This is a genomic window from Cupriavidus oxalaticus, assembly GCF_016894385.1.
Lineage (GTDB): Bacteria > Pseudomonadota > Gammaproteobacteria > Burkholderiales > Burkholderiaceae > Cupriavidus > Cupriavidus oxalaticus.
On record NZ_CP069811.1, the window covers coordinates 2,634,117 to 2,650,029 of the forward strand.

The 15,913-nt window shown below is 69.5% G+C and carries 15 protein-coding genes; 11 read left to right on the forward strand and 4 right to left on the reverse strand.

The genetic code is table 11. The features are described 5' to 3' along the window. Positions 1 to 184: 184 nt before the first annotated feature. The 6 genes from fliF to JTE92_RS11550 are packed head-to-tail and all read left to right on the forward strand — an operon-like array spanning position 185 to position 7,139. Positions 185 to 1,930, forward strand: coding sequence for a flagellar basal-body MS-ring/collar protein FliF (fliF, locus tag JTE92_RS11525; protein WP_063237499.1), 1,746 nt, complete (start codon positions 185 to 187; stop codon positions 1,928 to 1,930). Beyond that, positions 1,917 to 2,939, forward strand: a complete 1,023-nt coding sequence (gene fliG / locus JTE92_RS11530) for a flagellar motor switch protein FliG (RefSeq protein WP_063237500.1) — start codon at positions 1,917 to 1,919, stop codon at positions 2,937 to 2,939. The genes fliF and fliG overlap by 14 nt, the downstream gene beginning before the upstream one ends. Beyond that, positions 2,926 to 3,759: a flagellar assembly protein FliH gene (fliH, locus tag JTE92_RS11535; protein ID WP_063237501.1), complete on the forward strand. Its 834-nt coding sequence runs from the start codon at positions 2,926 to 2,928 to the stop codon at positions 3,757 to 3,759. The genes fliG and fliH overlap by 14 nt, the downstream gene beginning before the upstream one ends. Beyond that, a complete protein-coding gene (gene fliI / locus JTE92_RS11540) occupies positions 3,752 to 5,236 on the forward strand; it encodes a flagellar protein export ATPase FliI (RefSeq protein ID WP_063237502.1) in 1,485 nt (494 codons plus the stop codon). Before fliH ends, fliI begins: the two co-directional genes overlap by 8 nt. Then, positions 5,214 to 5,666, forward strand: coding sequence for a flagellar export protein FliJ (gene fliJ, locus JTE92_RS11545; RefSeq protein ID WP_063237503.1), 453 nt, complete (start codon positions 5,214 to 5,216; stop codon positions 5,664 to 5,666). The genes fliI and fliJ overlap by 23 nt, the downstream gene beginning before the upstream one ends. A gap of 36 nt (positions 5,667 to 5,702) precedes the next feature. Next, positions 5,703 to 7,139 (forward strand): flagellar hook-length control protein FliK, encoded by a 1,437-nt coding sequence (locus JTE92_RS11550; RefSeq protein WP_063237504.1) that lies wholly within the window; start codon positions 5,703 to 5,705, stop codon positions 7,137 to 7,139. Between the two features lie 385 nt (positions 7,140 to 7,524). Here the strand turns inward: JTE92_RS11550 and JTE92_RS11555 are convergent, their stop codons facing one another. Next, positions 7,525 to 8,508, reverse strand: coding sequence for a tripartite tricarboxylate transporter substrate binding protein (locus tag JTE92_RS11555; protein ID WP_063237505.1), 984 nt, complete (start codon positions 8,506 to 8,508; stop codon positions 7,525 to 7,527). Between the two features lie 224 nt (positions 8,509 to 8,732). On the opposite strand from JTE92_RS11555, the gene alkB reads away from it, so the two are divergent. Continuing rightward, the gene (gene alkB, locus JTE92_RS11560; RefSeq protein WP_063237506.1) at positions 8,733 to 9,395 is read left to right on the forward strand and encodes a DNA oxidative demethylase AlkB; all 663 of its coding nucleotides are present in this window, start codon (positions 8,733 to 8,735) and stop codon (positions 9,393 to 9,395) included. A 105-nt stretch (positions 9,396 to 9,500) separates the two neighbouring features. Next, on the forward strand, positions 9,501 to 9,986 hold the full coding sequence (locus JTE92_RS11565; protein ID WP_063237507.1) for a GFA family protein: 486 nt from the start codon (positions 9,501 to 9,503) through the stop codon (positions 9,984 to 9,986). 50 nt (positions 9,987 to 10,036) lie between these two features. Here the strand turns inward: JTE92_RS11565 and cysK are convergent, their stop codons facing one another. Next, complete coding sequence (gene cysK / locus JTE92_RS11570; protein WP_063237508.1) at positions 10,037 to 10,954, reverse strand: cysteine synthase A; 918 nt, start codon at positions 10,952 to 10,954, stop codon at positions 10,037 to 10,039. Positions 10,955 to 11,159: 205 nt separating this feature from the next. Between cysK and JTE92_RS11575 the strand changes: the two genes are divergently transcribed. After that, the gene (locus JTE92_RS11575) at positions 11,160 to 11,924 is read left to right on the forward strand and encodes a sulfite exporter TauE/SafE family protein (protein WP_063237509.1); all 765 of its coding nucleotides are present in this window, start codon (positions 11,160 to 11,162) and stop codon (positions 11,922 to 11,924) included. Positions 11,925 to 11,942: 18 nt separating this feature from the next. Here JTE92_RS11575 and JTE92_RS11580 read toward each other — a convergent pair whose 3' ends face one another. Next, positions 11,943 to 12,560 carry a DUF938 domain-containing protein gene (locus tag JTE92_RS11580; protein WP_063237510.1) on the reverse strand — a complete coding sequence of 206 codons (618 nt, stop codon included), beginning with the start codon at positions 12,558 to 12,560 and terminating at the stop codon, positions 11,943 to 11,945. A 113-nt stretch (positions 12,561 to 12,673) separates the two neighbouring features. Next, positions 12,674 to 14,662, reverse strand: coding sequence for a PhoX family protein (locus JTE92_RS11585; RefSeq protein ID WP_063237511.1), 1,989 nt, complete (start codon positions 14,660 to 14,662; stop codon positions 12,674 to 12,676). A 306-nt stretch (positions 14,663 to 14,968) separates the two neighbouring features. On the opposite strand from JTE92_RS11585, the gene JTE92_RS11590 reads away from it, so the two are divergent. Then, the gene (locus JTE92_RS11590) at positions 14,969 to 15,586 is read left to right on the forward strand and encodes an IMPACT family protein (RefSeq protein ID WP_063237512.1); all 618 of its coding nucleotides are present in this window, start codon (positions 14,969 to 14,971) and stop codon (positions 15,584 to 15,586) included. Then, positions 15,579 to 15,893, forward strand: coding sequence for a 2Fe-2S iron-sulfur cluster-binding protein (locus tag JTE92_RS11595; protein WP_063237513.1), 315 nt, complete (start codon positions 15,579 to 15,581; stop codon positions 15,891 to 15,893). The genes JTE92_RS11590 and JTE92_RS11595 overlap by 8 nt, the downstream gene beginning before the upstream one ends. Positions 15,894 to 15,913 lie beyond the last annotated feature (20 nt).

Sequence of the window (15,913 nt, forward strand, 5' to 3'; positions counted from 1 at the left end):
GCAGCCGCCCAGCGTCGCTTTCCGGAACCTGCAGACCAACCATCGATCCGGGAGTACGCGTGTTTTCTCCGCAGCGTAATGTGAGCCGCGCCGTCAGCCGCGCCATGGGCCGCGCCGACGACCATGGCCGCCATCATCGCCCGAGCCGCCGCGAGCATCGCGGCGCCGGCGCAGGAGCACGCGCGTGACCGCGGCGGTTGCCATGCCCGGCCGGCCGGCCGAGGTGCTGGAGCGCCTCAAGGCCAATCCCAGGCTGCCGCTGATGCTGGGTGGCGCGGCGCTGGCCGCCGCCATCGCCGTGGGCGTGCTGTGGTCGCGCGCGCCCGACTACAAGGTGCTGTACAGCAACCTGTCCGAGCGCGACGGCGGCGCGGTGCTGCAGACGCTGCAGCAGATGAACGTGCCGTACAAGTTCGCCGAAGGCGGCGGCGCGGTGATGGTGCCGGCCGACAAGGTCCATGAGACGCGGCTGCGGCTGGCTTCGCAAGGGCTGCCCAAGAGCGGCACCGCGGGCATGGAGCTGATGGACAACCAGAAGTTCGGCATCAGCCAGTTTGCCGAACAGGTCAACTACCAGCGCGGGCTGGAAGGCGAGCTGGCGCGCTCGATCGAATCGATCGCCGCGGTGCAGTCGGCGCGCGTGCACCTGGCGATCCCCAAGCCGACGCTGTTCGTGCGCGAGCGCCAGAAGCCCACCGCCTCGGTCGTGCTGCAGCTGTACCCGGGCCGCGCCATCGATGAAGGCCAGGTCGCGGCGATCAGCCACCTGGTGTCGTCGAGCGTGCCGGAGCTGACGCCCAAGTCGATCTCGATCGTCGACCAGCACGGCAACCTGCTGTCGAATTCCGGCAACGAGCGCATGCTCGACGCCACCCAGCTCAAGTACGTGCAGGCGCTGGAGCAGAACTACCTGAAGCGCATCGAGGCGATCCTGGCGCCGATCGTCGGCAAGGACAACGTGCGTGCGCAGGTGACGGCCGACGTGGACTTCTCCATCGTCGAGCACACCGACGAGAGCTACAAGCCCAACCAGGATCCCACCCGCTCTGCCATCCGCAGCCAGCAGGTCAGCGAGTCGAGCCAGCAGGGCGCGACGCCGCCGGGCGGCGTGCCCGGCGCGCTGTCCAACCAGCCGCCCGCTGCCGCGGTCGCGCCGGTGACCACGCCGCAGACGCCGCGTGCGGGCCAGGCGCCCGGACAGGCCGGCGCACCCGCTGGCGGCCAAGCGGGCCAGGCAGGGCAACCGGGCCAGCAAGGCCAGGCCGCGCAAGGCGCGCAGGCCGGCACTGCCAATGGCCAGGCCGCCCCCGGCGGCCCGAGCAGCAACCGTCGCGACTCTACCGTCAACTACGAGCTGGACCGCACCGTGCGCCACGTGCAGCAGGCGCCGGGCGGCGTGCGCCGGCTGTCGGTGGCGGTAGTGGTGAACTACCGCCAGGTGGCCGATGCCAACGGCAAGATGGTGGCGCAGCCGCTGCCGCCGGCGCTGCTGGCGCAGATCCAGAACCTGACCCGGGAGGCGATGGGCTTCTCGTCCGATCGGGGCGACTCGATCAACGTGGTCAACAGCCCGTTCACCGTGGACCGCGAGGTCACGCCGGAAGTCCCGCTGTGGAAGCAACCTGAAATGATCGACCTGGCCAAGACCGGCGCGGGCTACCTGCTGCTGGCACTGCTGGCGCTGTTCGCGTGGTTCAAGGTGGCGCGCCCGATCCTGCGCCGCTACACCACGCCGCCGCTGCCGGCACCGGAAGCCAGGGACGAGACCGAGGCCGTGCTGCTGCCGCCGGAAGAGCCGGCCAATCCGGAAGTCCTGCGGCTTGCCGCCAAGTATGAAAGCGATCTCGCGCTGGTGCGCGACGCCGCACAGCGCGACCCGCGCCTGGTCGCCAGCGTGATCAAGAACTGGATTGCCAATGACAACCGCTAAGGCCATCTCCAAGGAAGTCTCCGCCGGCGGCCTGCAGAAGAGCGCCGTCCTGATGATGGCGATCGGCGAGGATGCCGCGGCCGAGGTGTTCAAGCACCTGTCGCAGCGCGAGGTGCAGGAACTGGGCGCGGCCATGGCCACGCTCAGCTCGGTCACGCGCGAGGAAATGGCCGACGTGCTGGGCGAGTTCCGCGCCGAGACCGAGCAATACCTGGCCCTGAACGTCGATTCCAGCGCCTTTATCCGCAGCGTGCTGAACAAGGCGCTGGGCGAGGAGCGCGCGCAGTCGGTGATCGAGGACATCCTGGAATCGCGCGATCCGGGCAGCGGCATCGACTCGCTCAACTGGATGGACGCGACCTCGATCGCCGAGCTGATCCGCGACGAGCACCCGCAGATCATCGCCACCATCCTGATCCACCTGGACCGCCAGAAGTCGTCGGAGGTGCTGGGCCTGTTCACCGACCGCCTGCGCAACGACGTGATCCTGCGGATCGCCACCTTCGGCGGCGTGCAGCCGGGCGCGCTGCAGGAGCTGACCGACGTGCTGACCAAGCTGCTGGCGGGCCAGAGCCTGAAGCGCAGCCGCATGGGCGGCGTACGCACCGCGGCGGAAATCATCAACCTGATGAGCACCGCGCACGAGGAGGCGGTCATCGACGGCGTGCGCCTGCACGACGGCGACCTGGCGCAGAAGATCATCGACGAGATGTTCCTGTTCGAGAACCTGCTGGAGGTCGACGACCGCGGCATCCAGCGCGTGCTCAAGGAAATCGCCACCGAGTCGCTCATCGTCGCGCTCAAGGGCGCGCCGTCGGAATTGCGCGACAAGTTCATCCGCAACATGTCCACGCGCGCCGGCGAGATGCTGCGCGAGGACCTGGATGCGCTCGGCCCGGTGCGCGTGTCGCAGGTCGAAGCCGAGCAAAAGGCCATCCTGCAGGTGGTAAGACGCCTGGCGGATGCGGGCGAAGTCCAGATCGGCGGAGGCGACGATGCCTATGTCTGATGCATTACCCGAGCGCGGCCTGAACACACAGAGCGCGCCGAACGCACTGAGCGCACGCCGCGTGGTGCGGGGCGATCCCCCTGACAGTGCGCCCGTCGGCGGCTTTGCGCCGTTCGAGCCGCCGCGCCGCGCGCGCGGTGGCGGCGCCGGCTGGCAGCGCTGGCAGATGGGCTCGCTCGACCCGCGCGATGCGCGCAGCAACGCGCCCGAGGCGCCTGCCGACCTCCTGCCGGCCGAGCCCGCGCCACCGCCGATCGATTTCGCGGCGCTGGATGCGATGCGCGAAGGCGCGCGCAAGGAAGGCTATGCGCAGGGCTACACGCAGGGCCAGACCCAGGGCTACGGCGACGGCCACCGCGAAGGCTACTCGCGCGGGCTGGAAGCGGCGCGCAACGAGGCCGCGCAGCTACAGGCATTGGCCACGAACTTCCGGGGCGCGCTGGCGGGCGTCGACGATCAGGTCGCGCGCGCGCTGGTGACGCTGGCGCTGGATGTGGCGCGCCAGCTGGTGCGCACCACGGTTGCCGGGGATCCCTCGGTGCTGCTGCCCGCCGTGCGCGAGCTGCTGACCAGCGAGCCCGCGCTGCAGGGGTCGCCCAGCGTGCTGCTGCATCCCGACGACGTGGCGCTGGTCGAGACGCACCTGCAAGGCGAACTCGAGGCCGCGGGCTGGACCGTGCGCCCGGATCCGACGGTGGCGCGCGGAGGCTGCATCGCCAGCGCCGCCAGCGGCGAGCGCGACGCCACGCTGGCCACGCGCTGGACGCGCGTGGTCAAGGCGCTGGGCCGCGACGAGCCGTGGGAGCCGCCGCATGACTGAGGCCGTCGCTCAAGCCGTCGCACCGGCCGTCGCACCGGCCGCACCGAGCCAGCATGCGCAACGCTGGATCGGCGCGCTCGAAACTGCGTCGGCCGGCATTGCCGGCCTCGACAGCAAGCGCAGCTGCGGCCGCCTGACGCGTGCCGCGGGCCTGGTACTAGAGGCCGTGGGCTTGCGCCTGCCGGTGGGCAGCGACTGCCTGATCGAGCTGCCCGCCGGGCAGTTCAGCGCCGACAGCAACGCACCCCGCACCGCCGAAGCGGAAGTGGTGGGCTTCGGCGCCGACCGCCTTTACCTGATGCCGCAATCCGACGTCGTCGGCCTGCTGCCGGGCGCCCGCGTCTATCCGCTGGAGCCGTCGCCGCAGCCGGCCGGCACCACCGCGCCGCGCGAGCCGGGCTCCAAGCGCCTGCCCGTCGGCGCGGGCCTGCTCGGCCGCGTGCTCGATGCCGCGGGCCGTCCGCTCGATGGCCTGGGCCCGCTGGCCGCGGCGATGGAAGTGCCGCTGGCCGGCGAGCAGATCAACCCGCTGATGCGCGCTCCTATCGAAACGGTGCTCGATACCGGCGTGCGTGCCATCAACGGCATGCTGACGGTGGGGCGCGGCCAGCGCATGGGCCTGTTCGCGGGCTCGGGCGTGGGCAAGAGCGTGCTGCTGGGCATGATGGCGCGCTACACCAGCGCCGACGTGATCGTGGTCGGCCTGATCGGCGAGCGCGGCCGCGAGGTCAAAGAGTTCATCGAGAACATCCTGGGGCCGGAGGGCCGCCGTCGCTCCGTGGTGGTGGCGGCGCCGGCCGATTGCTCGCCGCTGCTGCGCATGCAGGGCGCCGCCTATGCGACCCGGCTGGCCGAGTATTTCCGCGACCAGGGCCAGCATGTGCTGCTGATCATGGATTCGCTGACGCGCTACGCCATGGCGCAGCGCGAGATCGCGCTGGCGATCGGCGAGCCGCCCGCGACCAAGGGCTATCCGCCATCGGTCTTCGCCAAGCTGCCGACGCTGGTCGAGCGCACCGGCAATGGCCCCGAGGGCGGCGGCTCGATCACCGCGTTCTACACCGTGCTGACCGAGGGCGACGACCAGCAGGACCCGATCGCCGATTCGGCGCGCGCGATCCTGGATGGCCATATCGTGCTGTCGCGCAGCCTGGCCGAGTCGGGGCACTACCCCGCCATCGATGTCGAGGCCTCCATCAGCCGCGCCATGACCGCGCTGATCCCGCATGAGCAGTTCGCCTCGGTGCGCCGCTTCAAGCAGTTGATGTCGCGCTACCAGCGCAACCGCGACCTGATCAGCGTGGGCGCCTATGTGCCGGGCAACGATCCGGAGCTGGATCTCGCGATCCGCCTGCATCCACGCATGGAAGCCTTCCTGCAACAGGATATCCACCAGCGCGCCGGCTACGACGACGCCATCGCCCAGCTGCACAGCCTCTTCGACAGGAGTGAACATGGCCAAGCCTTCACCGCTTGATACCCTGGCGGACCTCGCCCAGAACGATACCGACGCCGCCGCGCGCGAACTCGGCCGGCTGCAGGGCTTGCGCACGCAGGCGGAGCAGCAGCTGAACCAGCTGACGCAATACCGCCACGAGTACCGCGCCCGCATGCAGGCCGTGGCGGCGGAGGGCATGACCTCGAGCCGCTGGCAGGACTTCTCGCGCTTCCTCGACTCGCTCGACCAGGCTATCCGCCAGCAGACAGCGGCGCTGGCCAAGGCCGAAGCCGACCTGCTGGCCGGGCGCAACCGCTGGCAGCACCAGAAGCGCCGCCTGAATTCGTTCGACACGCTGATCGCGCGTGCCGAGGCCAGGGAAGAACAGGTCGCCGCGCGCCGCGAGCAGCGCGCCAATGATGAATATGCGGCCCGGCTGGCGCGCACCGCCGCCACCCGGCTCGGCTAAGCCTGGACCGCAACCGGAATTCCGCAGCAGGACGACATGATCGATATCAGCCAGATTGTCAGCAACACGGCCAATGCCGCCAAGGCGGCTGCCAGCACGGCCGAGGCCGCCAGGCGCGCCGGCTCCGATACCGGCAACGGCTTCGGCGACGCGCTGACGCGCGCGCGGGAAGGCAGCCCGCAGCAAACCCCGTCAAGCAAGACCCGGGACGCAGGTGCTGCGCAGGACAAGTCCGCAAGCCACAAGCAGGCAGCACCGGAGCCGGCGCGCGCCGACACCAAGGCGCCGGCGGCGCCGGCGGACAAGCCGGCTGCCGCCGACAAGGCCAAGGAAAACGATGACAGCACCGTGGCCGCCGATGCCGCGGCCGCAGCCGCAGCCGCGGCGCTGGCATTGCTGTTGCCGGCAACGGCCCCGGCAGCGTCCGCAGCGGCCGGCGCTGCCGGCGCAGCGGTCGGCTCGGCCGCCGACGCAGGCGGCAGCACTGCCCTGCAAGCCGCGCTTGCCGGCGCCGCGCAGCCGGCGGCTGCCGACGCATCCGACATTGCCAGCGCCCAGGCGCAGGCGCTGCGGGGCAACGCCGCACTGCCCGACACGCTGCAGGTCGTGACCGCCGAGGCCGCGCCGGCCCAGCCTTCGGTCGCCGCCACGCTCGCCACCATCGCCTCGCAACGCGCCGCGATGCACGGCAGCACGCCGGCCGCCACGGACGCCAGGTCGGGCTCTGCCCTCGCGCAATCCGTGCCGGCCGCCGGCATGCCGGCGCAGCAGGACCACACCGGCCAGCAGCCCGACAGCGGCATCGGCCGGCATCGCGCCGATCCGCTTGCCGCCGCCAATGGCGCCGGCGAAGCGCGCCCGGCCGCCAGCTCGTTCGCCGCCGCGCAAGCCGCGGCGCGCGCCACCGAGGCCGCCACGGTATCGGCCAACGCCGACAACGCGCCGGCCCTGGCCGCCACGCTCGCCGGCCAGCACACGACCCAGGCGCCGGCGGCTGCCGCAGCCGCTCGCCCGGTGGTCGCCCCGGCGCTGTACGACAGCCAGTGGCCGCAGGCCCTCGGCCAGCAAATGATCCGCCTCAGCACGCAAGGCTCGCAAAGCGCCGAACTGCAACTGAACCCGCCCGACCTCGGCCCGCTGAAGGTCGTGCTCAACGTGGTCAACGACCAGGCACAGGCGCAGTTCGTCTCGCCGCACCAGGCGGTACGGGCCGCGGTGGAAGCGGCGCTGCCGCACCTGCGCACCGCGCTGTCCGAGAACGGCATCCAGCTGGGACAGACGTCCGTCGGCGCGGACGGCTTTGCCAACCAGGCCGGCAACGGGCAGCAACAGCAGCAGGCGCCGGGCAACGGGCGCGGGCAGTCGGCCTTCGGCACGGCCACGCTGGCCGGCACCGAGGCCGCCGCACCGGCGGAACCGGTGGTCCGTTCTGCACGAGTGCCGGCGCGCGGCGAGATTGATACGTTCGTCTGATTTTTTTGGTTCTTCGCCGATTTGCGGGGACGGTAATGCATTGCCCTTTGGGCACTACGGCGGCCCGAACGTGCCGGTAGTGTGCTCCCTCTCCCGCTTGCTGGAGAGCGTTGGGGTGAGGGCCGGCATGTCCACGAAGTGAAGCGCTGGACTTCGTTGAGGCTCCGGCCCTCACCCCCGGCCCCTCTCCCGCAGGCGGGAGAGGGGAGCAAACAGGCAGGAAGAGCAAGGGAGGTGTCATGCATTCAGGCACCACCGGAACACAATATCTGCTCGACAAACGGCCGGGATATGCCCCCTTTGGCCGCCGTATGACTTCCGTGGACATTCTTCAGCGAACGTCCACGGCGATCTTTCTCCATGCGTGTTTCCGAAGCGGTACCGCTTACTGGTTCTTCATCGCCTCGGCCAGCCGCGCAATGATCTCGCCCTCGCTCTTGAAGGCCTTCTGCGCATAGGCGGCGTATTGCTCGGGGTTCATGTAGTTGGTGACCATGCCGTACTGGCGCGTCACGTTCAGGAACTTTGGATCCTTGAGCGCATTGCGGAAGGCCTCGTCAAGCCGCTTCACTACCGCGGGCTTCATGTTCGCCGGGCCGATGATGCCGAACGGCGAATTCGACCACACCGGATAGCCGATCTCCTTCAGCGTGGGCGCGTTAGGGAAATCCGCGGCGCGCTTTTCCGACAGCGTCGCCAGTACGCGCATCTGCCCGTTCTGCACGTAGGGCAGCAACGTGTTCGACAACACGGCCACGTCGGACGAGCCGCTCAGCAGCGCGGTGATCGCCTCGGCGTCGCCCTTGTACGGCACGTGGGTCCAGTTCGATTGCGATACCCGCGCCAGTTCTGAAATGGTCAGGTGCTGGCTGCCGTAGATGCCGGTGGTGCCATAGCTGATGCCTTTCTTGTCTGCCTTCGCATCGGCGATCAGCTCCTGCATGGTCTGCCACTTGGCGTCTTTCTTCACCGCCACCGCAAAGTTGTAGTCCGCGATCATGGAGATATACGTCAGGTCCTTGAGCGGGTCATAGCGCATTTTCTGCACGTGCGGCAGGCGGAAGATCACCACGGGCGCCATGCTGAGCGTGTAGCCGTCCGGCTCGGCGGTTCCCATCTGCGTGGCGCCAAGCGTGCCACTGACACCGGGCTTGTTCTCCACCACGATCGCCTGGCCCAGTTCACGGCTGGCCGCGTCAGCCAGTGCGCGCGTCACCTGGTCGGTGACGCCACCAGCGCCATAAGGGACGATGAGCCGGATCGGGCGGGTCGGGAAGTCGTCGGCAGCCAGCGCCTGGGTACCAAGGGGTGCTGTCAGCGCGACGCCGGCGGCAGCCAGCGCGACGCGGAAGAAGCGACGTCGTTGCATGAGTTTTGTCTCCTGATATGTTCGCCGGATCTGCCATGTCCGGTCTGCGATATTGTCCGCATAGTATGACAATGCCGCCTGGGGCCCGGCTATCGGGAATCGGTGGATAGCGCCGGCTTATCTACCGATTTCATCGCCGGCATGCGCAGGCTGCATGCGGGGGCTGACGCGTCCTTCAGTGCGAAGTTGTTGATTTTCAGCCACGCGCGGTCCACCCTCAAGCCATGACCTTCGACCTCTTCGACAACCTCGACGACCCCGCCCCGGCCAACCCGGCGCCCGAGCCCCTGGCAGACGGCGCAGTGGTGCTGCGCGGCCTGGCGCGTACGAACGCCGAAGCCCTGCTCGCCGACGTGCAGGCGGTCATTGCCGCCGCCCCGCTGCGCCACATGGTGACGCCCGGCGGCCTGACGATGTCGGTGGCGATGACGAACTGCGGGGATGCGGGCTGGGTCTCGGATGCCCGGGGCTACCGCTACGACCGCACCGACCCGCTGAGCGGCCAGCCCTGGCCGGCGATGCCGCCGCGATTGCGCGCGCTGGCGGAGGAAGCGGCAGCGCTGGCGGGTTTCGCCGGCTTCGCACCCGATGCCTGCCTGGTCAACCGCTATGTGCCCGGCACGCGCCTGTCGCTGCACCAGGACCGCGATGAACGCGACTTCGGCGCGCCGATCGTCTCGGTTTCGCTGGGGTTGCCGGCGGTATTCCTGTTCGGCGGCATGCGCCGCGCGGAGCGGCCGCAGCGCGTGCGGCTGGCGCATGGCGACGTGGTGGTGTGGGGCGGCCCGTCGCGGCTGGCCTTCCACGGCGTGGCGCCGCTGGCCGATGGGGATCATCCGCTGCTGGGACGCGCGCGCATCAACCTGACGTTCCGCAAGGCGCTGTAACCACAGCGCTGTGACGCTAGCCCGGCGCGACTGGTTTTGCACTTTGTGCAAGGTTTTCTACAGTCAAGGAACTGCAGAAATCGCCAATGCGCAAAGGACTCCACCATGCATCTCGAAGGCTCCTGCCATTGCGGCGCCGTCCATTTCTCGCTCGAATCGGACTCGCCGTATCCGTACATGCACTGCCATTGCTCGATCTGCCGCAAGACCGCCGGCGGCGGCGGCTATGCGATCAATATCGGCGGCGATGCCGCTACGCTGCACGTGCGCGGGCGCAAGCACCTGGGCATCTACCACGCCGTGCTGCGCGAGCCGGGCAAGCGCGCGCGGCGCTCGCCGGCGCAGCGGCATTTCTGCGTGAAATGCGGCAGCGCGCTGTGGCTGTGGGATCCGCGCTGGCCGGAGCTGGTGTATCCGCATGCGTCGGCCATCGATACGCCGCTGCCGCGCCCGCCCGAGGTGGTGGAGGCCTCGCTGGAATCCGCCGCGCCCTGGGTCGATGTACCCAGGGGCAAGGGCCACGTGCGCTGCGACACCTGGCCGGAGGAGTCGCTGGCCGACTGGCACAAGCGCCATCGCTTGTCCTGCTGACAGCGCGCATCCCCGACTCCCTGGCGCGGCATCTCTGCCGGCCAGTGGCCTTAGGCCGGCAGGAAGCCCTCCACCGTCAGGTAGCGTTCGCCGGTGTCGTAGTTGAAGCCCAGCACGCGCGCATTGGCCGGCAGCTCCGGCAGCTTCTGCGCGATCGCGGCCAGCGTCGCGCCGGACGAGATGCCAACCAGGATGCCTTCTTCGCGCGCGCAGCGGCGGGCCATCTCGCGCGCGGGTTCGGCATCGACCTGGATCACGCCGTCGAGCAGCTCGGTGTCGAGGTTCTTCGGGATAAAGCCCGCGCCGATGCCCTGGATCGGGTGCGGTGCCGGCGCGCCGCCGGAGATCACCGGCGAGGCCACCGGCTCGACGCCGAAGACCTTGAGCTGCGGCCACTTGTCCTTCAGCGCCCGGGCGCAGCCGGTCAGGTGGCCGCCGGTGCCGACGCCGGTGATCAGCACGTCGAGCCCTTCGGGGAAGTCGTTCAGGATTTCCTGCGCGGTGGTGCGCGCATGCACGTCGACGTTGGCGGGGTTCTCGAACTGCTGCGGCATCCAGGCGCCGGGCGTGGCGGCAACCAGTTCCTCGGCGCGTGCGATCGCGCCCTTCATGCCCTTCTCGCGCGGGGTCAGGTCGAAGGCGGCGCCATAGGCCAGCATCAGCCGGCGGCGCTCGATCGACATGCTGTCCGGCATCACCAGCACCAGCTTGTAGCCCTTGACCGCGGCCACCATCGCCAGGCCGATGCCGGTGTTGCCGGAGGTCGGCTCGATGATGGTGCCGCCCGGCTTCAGCACGCCGCGGCGCTCGGCGTCCTCGACCATCGACAGCGCGATGCGGTCCTTGATCGAGGCACCCGGATTGCTGCGCTCGGACTTGATCCAGACTTCGTGCCCGCTGCCGAACAGGCGGTTGATGCGGATATGCGGGGTGTTGCCGATCGTCTGCAGGATGTTCTGGACCTTCATCGTGTTCTCCTTGGCGGGCGCGGCGCGGCAGGGCCCTGGCGGGCAACGGCGTCGCTGGATCGAAATGACCGGAAGATTTTAGTGCAAAGCGGCCAGCGCGCCCGTGGCGTATGATGATGCCCCGCTGCGCTTGCCGCTTTCGCGCTTGCGGTGTTCCGCCCCTGCGCGTTCACGCCCCACCTTTGCCCCTGCATTGCCCCCGCCGATGCCTGACCATTCCCTGCTGTCCTCGCTCCTGATCTTTGCCCTTGGCGGTGTGCTGGGTGCGGTGGGCGGGCTGTTCGGCATCGGCGGCGGGCTGATCGCGATCCCCGCATTGGGCCTGATCTACGGCATGGACCAGCAGCTGGCACAGGGCACCGCGCTGGTGATGATCGCGCCCAATGTGCTGATCGGCTTCTGGCAGTACCGCAGGCGCGCGGATATTGCCCTGCGTACCGCGCTGGTGCTGGGCCTGTCGGCGGTGCTGGCCACCTGGCTGTCGGCGCGCGCGGCCACCGCGATGGACGCGCAGGCGCTGCGGCGCGTCTTCGCGGTCTTCATGATCGGGCTGGCGCTGTACTTCCTGTGGCGGCTGCTGCCGGGACGCGCGGCCACCGTGCAGCAGGCACGCGTGTCGCCGCGCTGGCTGCCGCTGGTGGGCGTGGTCGGCGGCGTCTTTTCCGGCTTCTTCAGCGTGGGCGGCGGCGTGGTCGCGGCGCCGGCGCTGGTGGGGCTGTTCGGGCTGCGCCAGGCCGCGGCGCAAGGGCTGGCGCTGGCGCTGGTGACACCAGGAGCCGTGGTGGCACTGGGCACGTATGCCCACGCCGGGCATGTCGACTGGGCCAGCGGCATTCCGCTGTCGCTGGGCGGCATGCTGACGATCTCATGGGGCGTGGCGCTGGCGCACCGGATGCCCGAGCGGCGCCTGCGCGCGCTGTTTGCCGTGTGCCTGATCGCCACGGCCATCGTGATGCTGGTGCGCGGCTGAGAACGCCTTGCGGCGCGGCTATCTGCGGAACACCAGGCTGAAGTTGTTCGCCGGCATCGGCACCGGCTCGTCGCAGCGCAATCCCTGCGCGGCGCCCAGCGCGACCACGTCTTCCATGTCGCGCACACCCCAGTCGGCGTCGGTGGCGCGCAGCTGTGCGTCGAAGGCGGCATTGCTCGGCGCGGTATGCGCGCCGCCGCGGCGATAGGGGCCATACAGGTAGAGCACGCCGCCGGGCTTCAGCAGCTTTCCGGCGCCGGCGAACAGCGCCTCGGCCGCGGCCCACGGCGAGATATGGAGCATGTTGATGCAGACCATCGCGTCGGCGGCAGCGATGCCCCAGGGCTGGCGGCACACGTCAAGGTCCAGCGGCGCGCGCACGTTGGTCAACCCCGCATGCGCGGTCCATGCGGCAATCGATTCGCGCGCGGCACGGTCGGGATCGCTCGGCTGCCAGGTCAGGCCAGGAAACGCCGCGGCAAAGTGCGCCGCGTGCTGGCCGGTGCCGCTGGCGATTTCCAGCACCGTGCCGCTGGCGGGCAGCACATTGCGCAGCACCGCGAGGATGGGCTCGCGATTGCGCTCGGTGGCGGGCGCCATGCGGCGCGCGTCGGGGTCGTGGGTCTGGTCGGTCATGGCGACTGGCTCGTTTGCCGGGGGAACGGCTAGCGTAGCAGAGTCTGCGCGGAGCCGGGATGCACCGGCGGCGGCGCAGCGCCGCCGCCTTCATGCCACGGCGACCCGTGCCGTCAGGCCTTCGCCAGCTTCACGCCCGTCGGGTCGCCGGTCAGGTACCCCACCGCCGCACCGAAGCGGTCCTTGTAATTGGCACGCACCAGCGGGTCGAGCGTGGGCTTGACCATGTCGTGCAGCGGCGATTCCCAGTCGCCCACGTGCTGGAAGTTGCTCATCACGTAGGTCCAGCCGTTGATCTCGTCCACCGCATGCAGCCCGGTCGATTCGGCGCCGGCCGGGCACGACAGCACGCGGCTGAGCACCTTGGTATCGACGTTGTAGGCCCACAGGAAGTTGTTGACGTGGGTGTTGCTGTCCTCGCCGACAAACAGCGTGCGCAGCTTCTCCGAGAACTTGAGGTTGTCGGGCGTGGCGACCTTGTCCGGGTTGGCGAAGTTGCCGAGCGCATCCTGCTGCTTCAGCTTGCCGCCGCCGAAATCTTCGCTGACCAGCGCCGGCACCGCGGCCATGTCGACCGGCACCCATTCGCTGTCGATGGCGTTGCCGCTCTTGTCGGTCTGGCCGCCTTTCAGGTTCAGCTCATAGACGGCGCCGGAGTACGGGCCTTCGACCTGGATGTCGCCCTGGTTGGCGGCATTGCCGGCGAGCATGCTCGACTCGATGCGCGACATCGCGGAGTAGGCCTTCTTGTCCTTGATGTTGACCGTGGTGCCTTCCATCTTGGTAAAGCCCAGGCTGCCGCCGACCAGCGCGGCGTAGCGGTGGGTTTCCAGGTAGGCCGCGGCCTTTTCCATGCCCGGCACCAGCTTGATCCAGTTGGCCTTGCCGTTGTACAGGATGCGGGTGTAGCTGCTGTCGTTCGGGTCGGCGGTCTGCACGTCCATGATGTCGGCCAGGCGGATGCCGCCATCGACGAGCGCGCGGATCTCGGCGCTGGTGGCGCTGCCCAGCCTGATCCACGACAGCGTGGCGCTGCCCGGGCCAACGCCCGAGGTCTGCTGCCACTTGCCCACGTACAGCGAGCCGCTGGAGAGGTCGCGCGCCTGGTCGGCGATAAACATGAACAGCCCGCCGTTGGTGGCATCGTCGCCCATCAGCACGGTGCGCTCGTCGGGCATGACCTGCACCAGTTCGTGCGAGATGCGGCCGAGGCAGTAGTGCTTCCTGATGGTGCCGGTGCCGTCGGGGTTGACCGTCACTTCGGGCAGGTGGCCGTAGTGGTAGGCGTTGGCCCGGGTGGAGTCGCCATACAGGTTCTGGCTGTAGCCCTGCAGCTGCGTGACAGCGGCGGCGTCCATCAGGTCGGTCTCGTACTCTTCGCTCGACAGGTGGGTGTTCCACGGCGACAGGCTCGCGCCGCAGGTGATCCACAGGCCGTTGACGCCGGAGGTATCGACGTTGTGGTACTTCACCGGGGTCAGCTTGCCGGTGGCCGGGTCCTGGTCCAGCGTCACGACCGCGATCGGCGACGGCAGCAGGCCGTACATGCTGGCGTTGTTCTGGTTGCGCGTGGTGTACTCGAACTGCACCACCGCGAACACGGTATTGCCCTTGACGCCGGGCACGGTGGGGTTGGCCAGCGTCAGCAGCGAGCTGCCGTCCGGCGCGTCGGAGAAGAACTGGCGTTCCTTGCCGGCCACGGAGTTGTCCAAAATCGGCTGGTTGTTGATGTCGTAGTAGCCGCCGGCCACGATGGTGCCGCCCTTGCCGTCCGGCAGCGTGTCGCCGGTGACGAAGAACGGCTGGTAGGCAAGCTTGCAGGTGGTGCTGCTGCCGTCGCTGAACGACACCTTCAGGCTCGAACCGACGGTGGTGGTCGCCATCGCGGCGGGCTCCGCCAGCGTGGGCGCGTTCATGGGGATGAACTCGGCCGTGGTGAAGGTGGCGCCGGGCGCCGGGGCGGGTGCAGGCGCTGCCACGGCATCGTCGCCGCCGCCGCAGCCGGCCAGCAGGCCGGCGGAAGCCAGGCCAAGCGGAAGCATTGGCGCGCCCGCCAGCAGTTTCAGGGCCTTGCGGCGGCCGGCATCGGGTTGTTGTTGCATGGTTTTATCCGGGGAAAGGGATGGATCTGGTTTTTTTGACGGCTTGATCGCGCCGGCACCACACGGGCGGCCGGGCACCTGTTGGCACAGGCGGGCGGCGGGCGGCATTGCGCCCGACCGCTGCAGATCGTAGGGCGCGTTTGTGACAGCGAGTTGACGATGCAACACTTGAGGCGGAAGCACGGCCGGTGGGTGGATAATCCGCTGCGGTACACTTGCGGGTCCTGTCCGTGACCGCACCGCGCAGCTTTTTCCAGCTTTTTCCGCCCCTTTCCGCCAATTTCCGCCCCTTTCCGCACCTCCCGCTTGCCGACCTACACGCTAGCCCACCCCGTCCAGGCCGAAATCGAAATCCGCAAGAGCCGTTTCCTGGCCCTGGCCTTGCCGGTGGCCGACCGCGACGCGGCCATGGCCGCGCTGCAGGCGCTGCGCGCGGAACACCCCACCGCTACCCATGTGTGCTGGGCGTTGCTCGCCGGCGGCGCGTCGGGCATGTCCGACGACGGCGAACCTTCGGGCACCGCCGGCCGGCCGATCCTGGAAGTGCTGCGCCACCATGACCTCGACGGCGTGCTGGCCGCGGTGGTGCGCTACTACGGCGGCGTCAAGCTGGGCGCCGGCGGGTTGGTGCGCGCTTACACCGATGCCATCGCCGCCGCACTGAAATCGGCCGAGCGCATCGAGCGCATCGCCTACGCCACGCTGGCGATATCGGTCGACTATGCCGACGAGCCACGCGTGCGCCGCTGGATCGAGCAGGCCGCCCAGCAGGGCTGCACGCTGGCCGATACCGCCTACGGGGCGCTGGCAACGCTGGTGCTGCGCCTGCCTGCCACGCAAGTGGATGCGGCACGCGATGCCCTGCGCGACGCCACCCATGGGCGCGCGCAGTTTCCGCAGGCACAGGAAGATTCCGATGGCTGAGCACGACGCGCCCGTGGCCGACAACGATGGCGAATTCACCGCGCAGGTACTGCCGGGCGGCCAGACCTTTGCCGCCTCGCCCGAGCTGAGCCTGCTGGAAGCCGCGTTGCTCGACGGCGTGCCGCTGCCCAACTCCTGCCGCAACGGCACCTGCCGGGCCTGTGCCAGCCGGCTGCATGCCGGATCGGTCCGCTACCGGATCGAATGGCCCGGGCTGAGCCTGGATGAGAAAGAGGAAGGGCTGATCCTGCCGTGCGTGGCTTGTGCGGTCAGCGATGTGGTGATTGAGCCGGTGTCGCTGGGGTGACGCCGGGGTGTCGCTGGGCT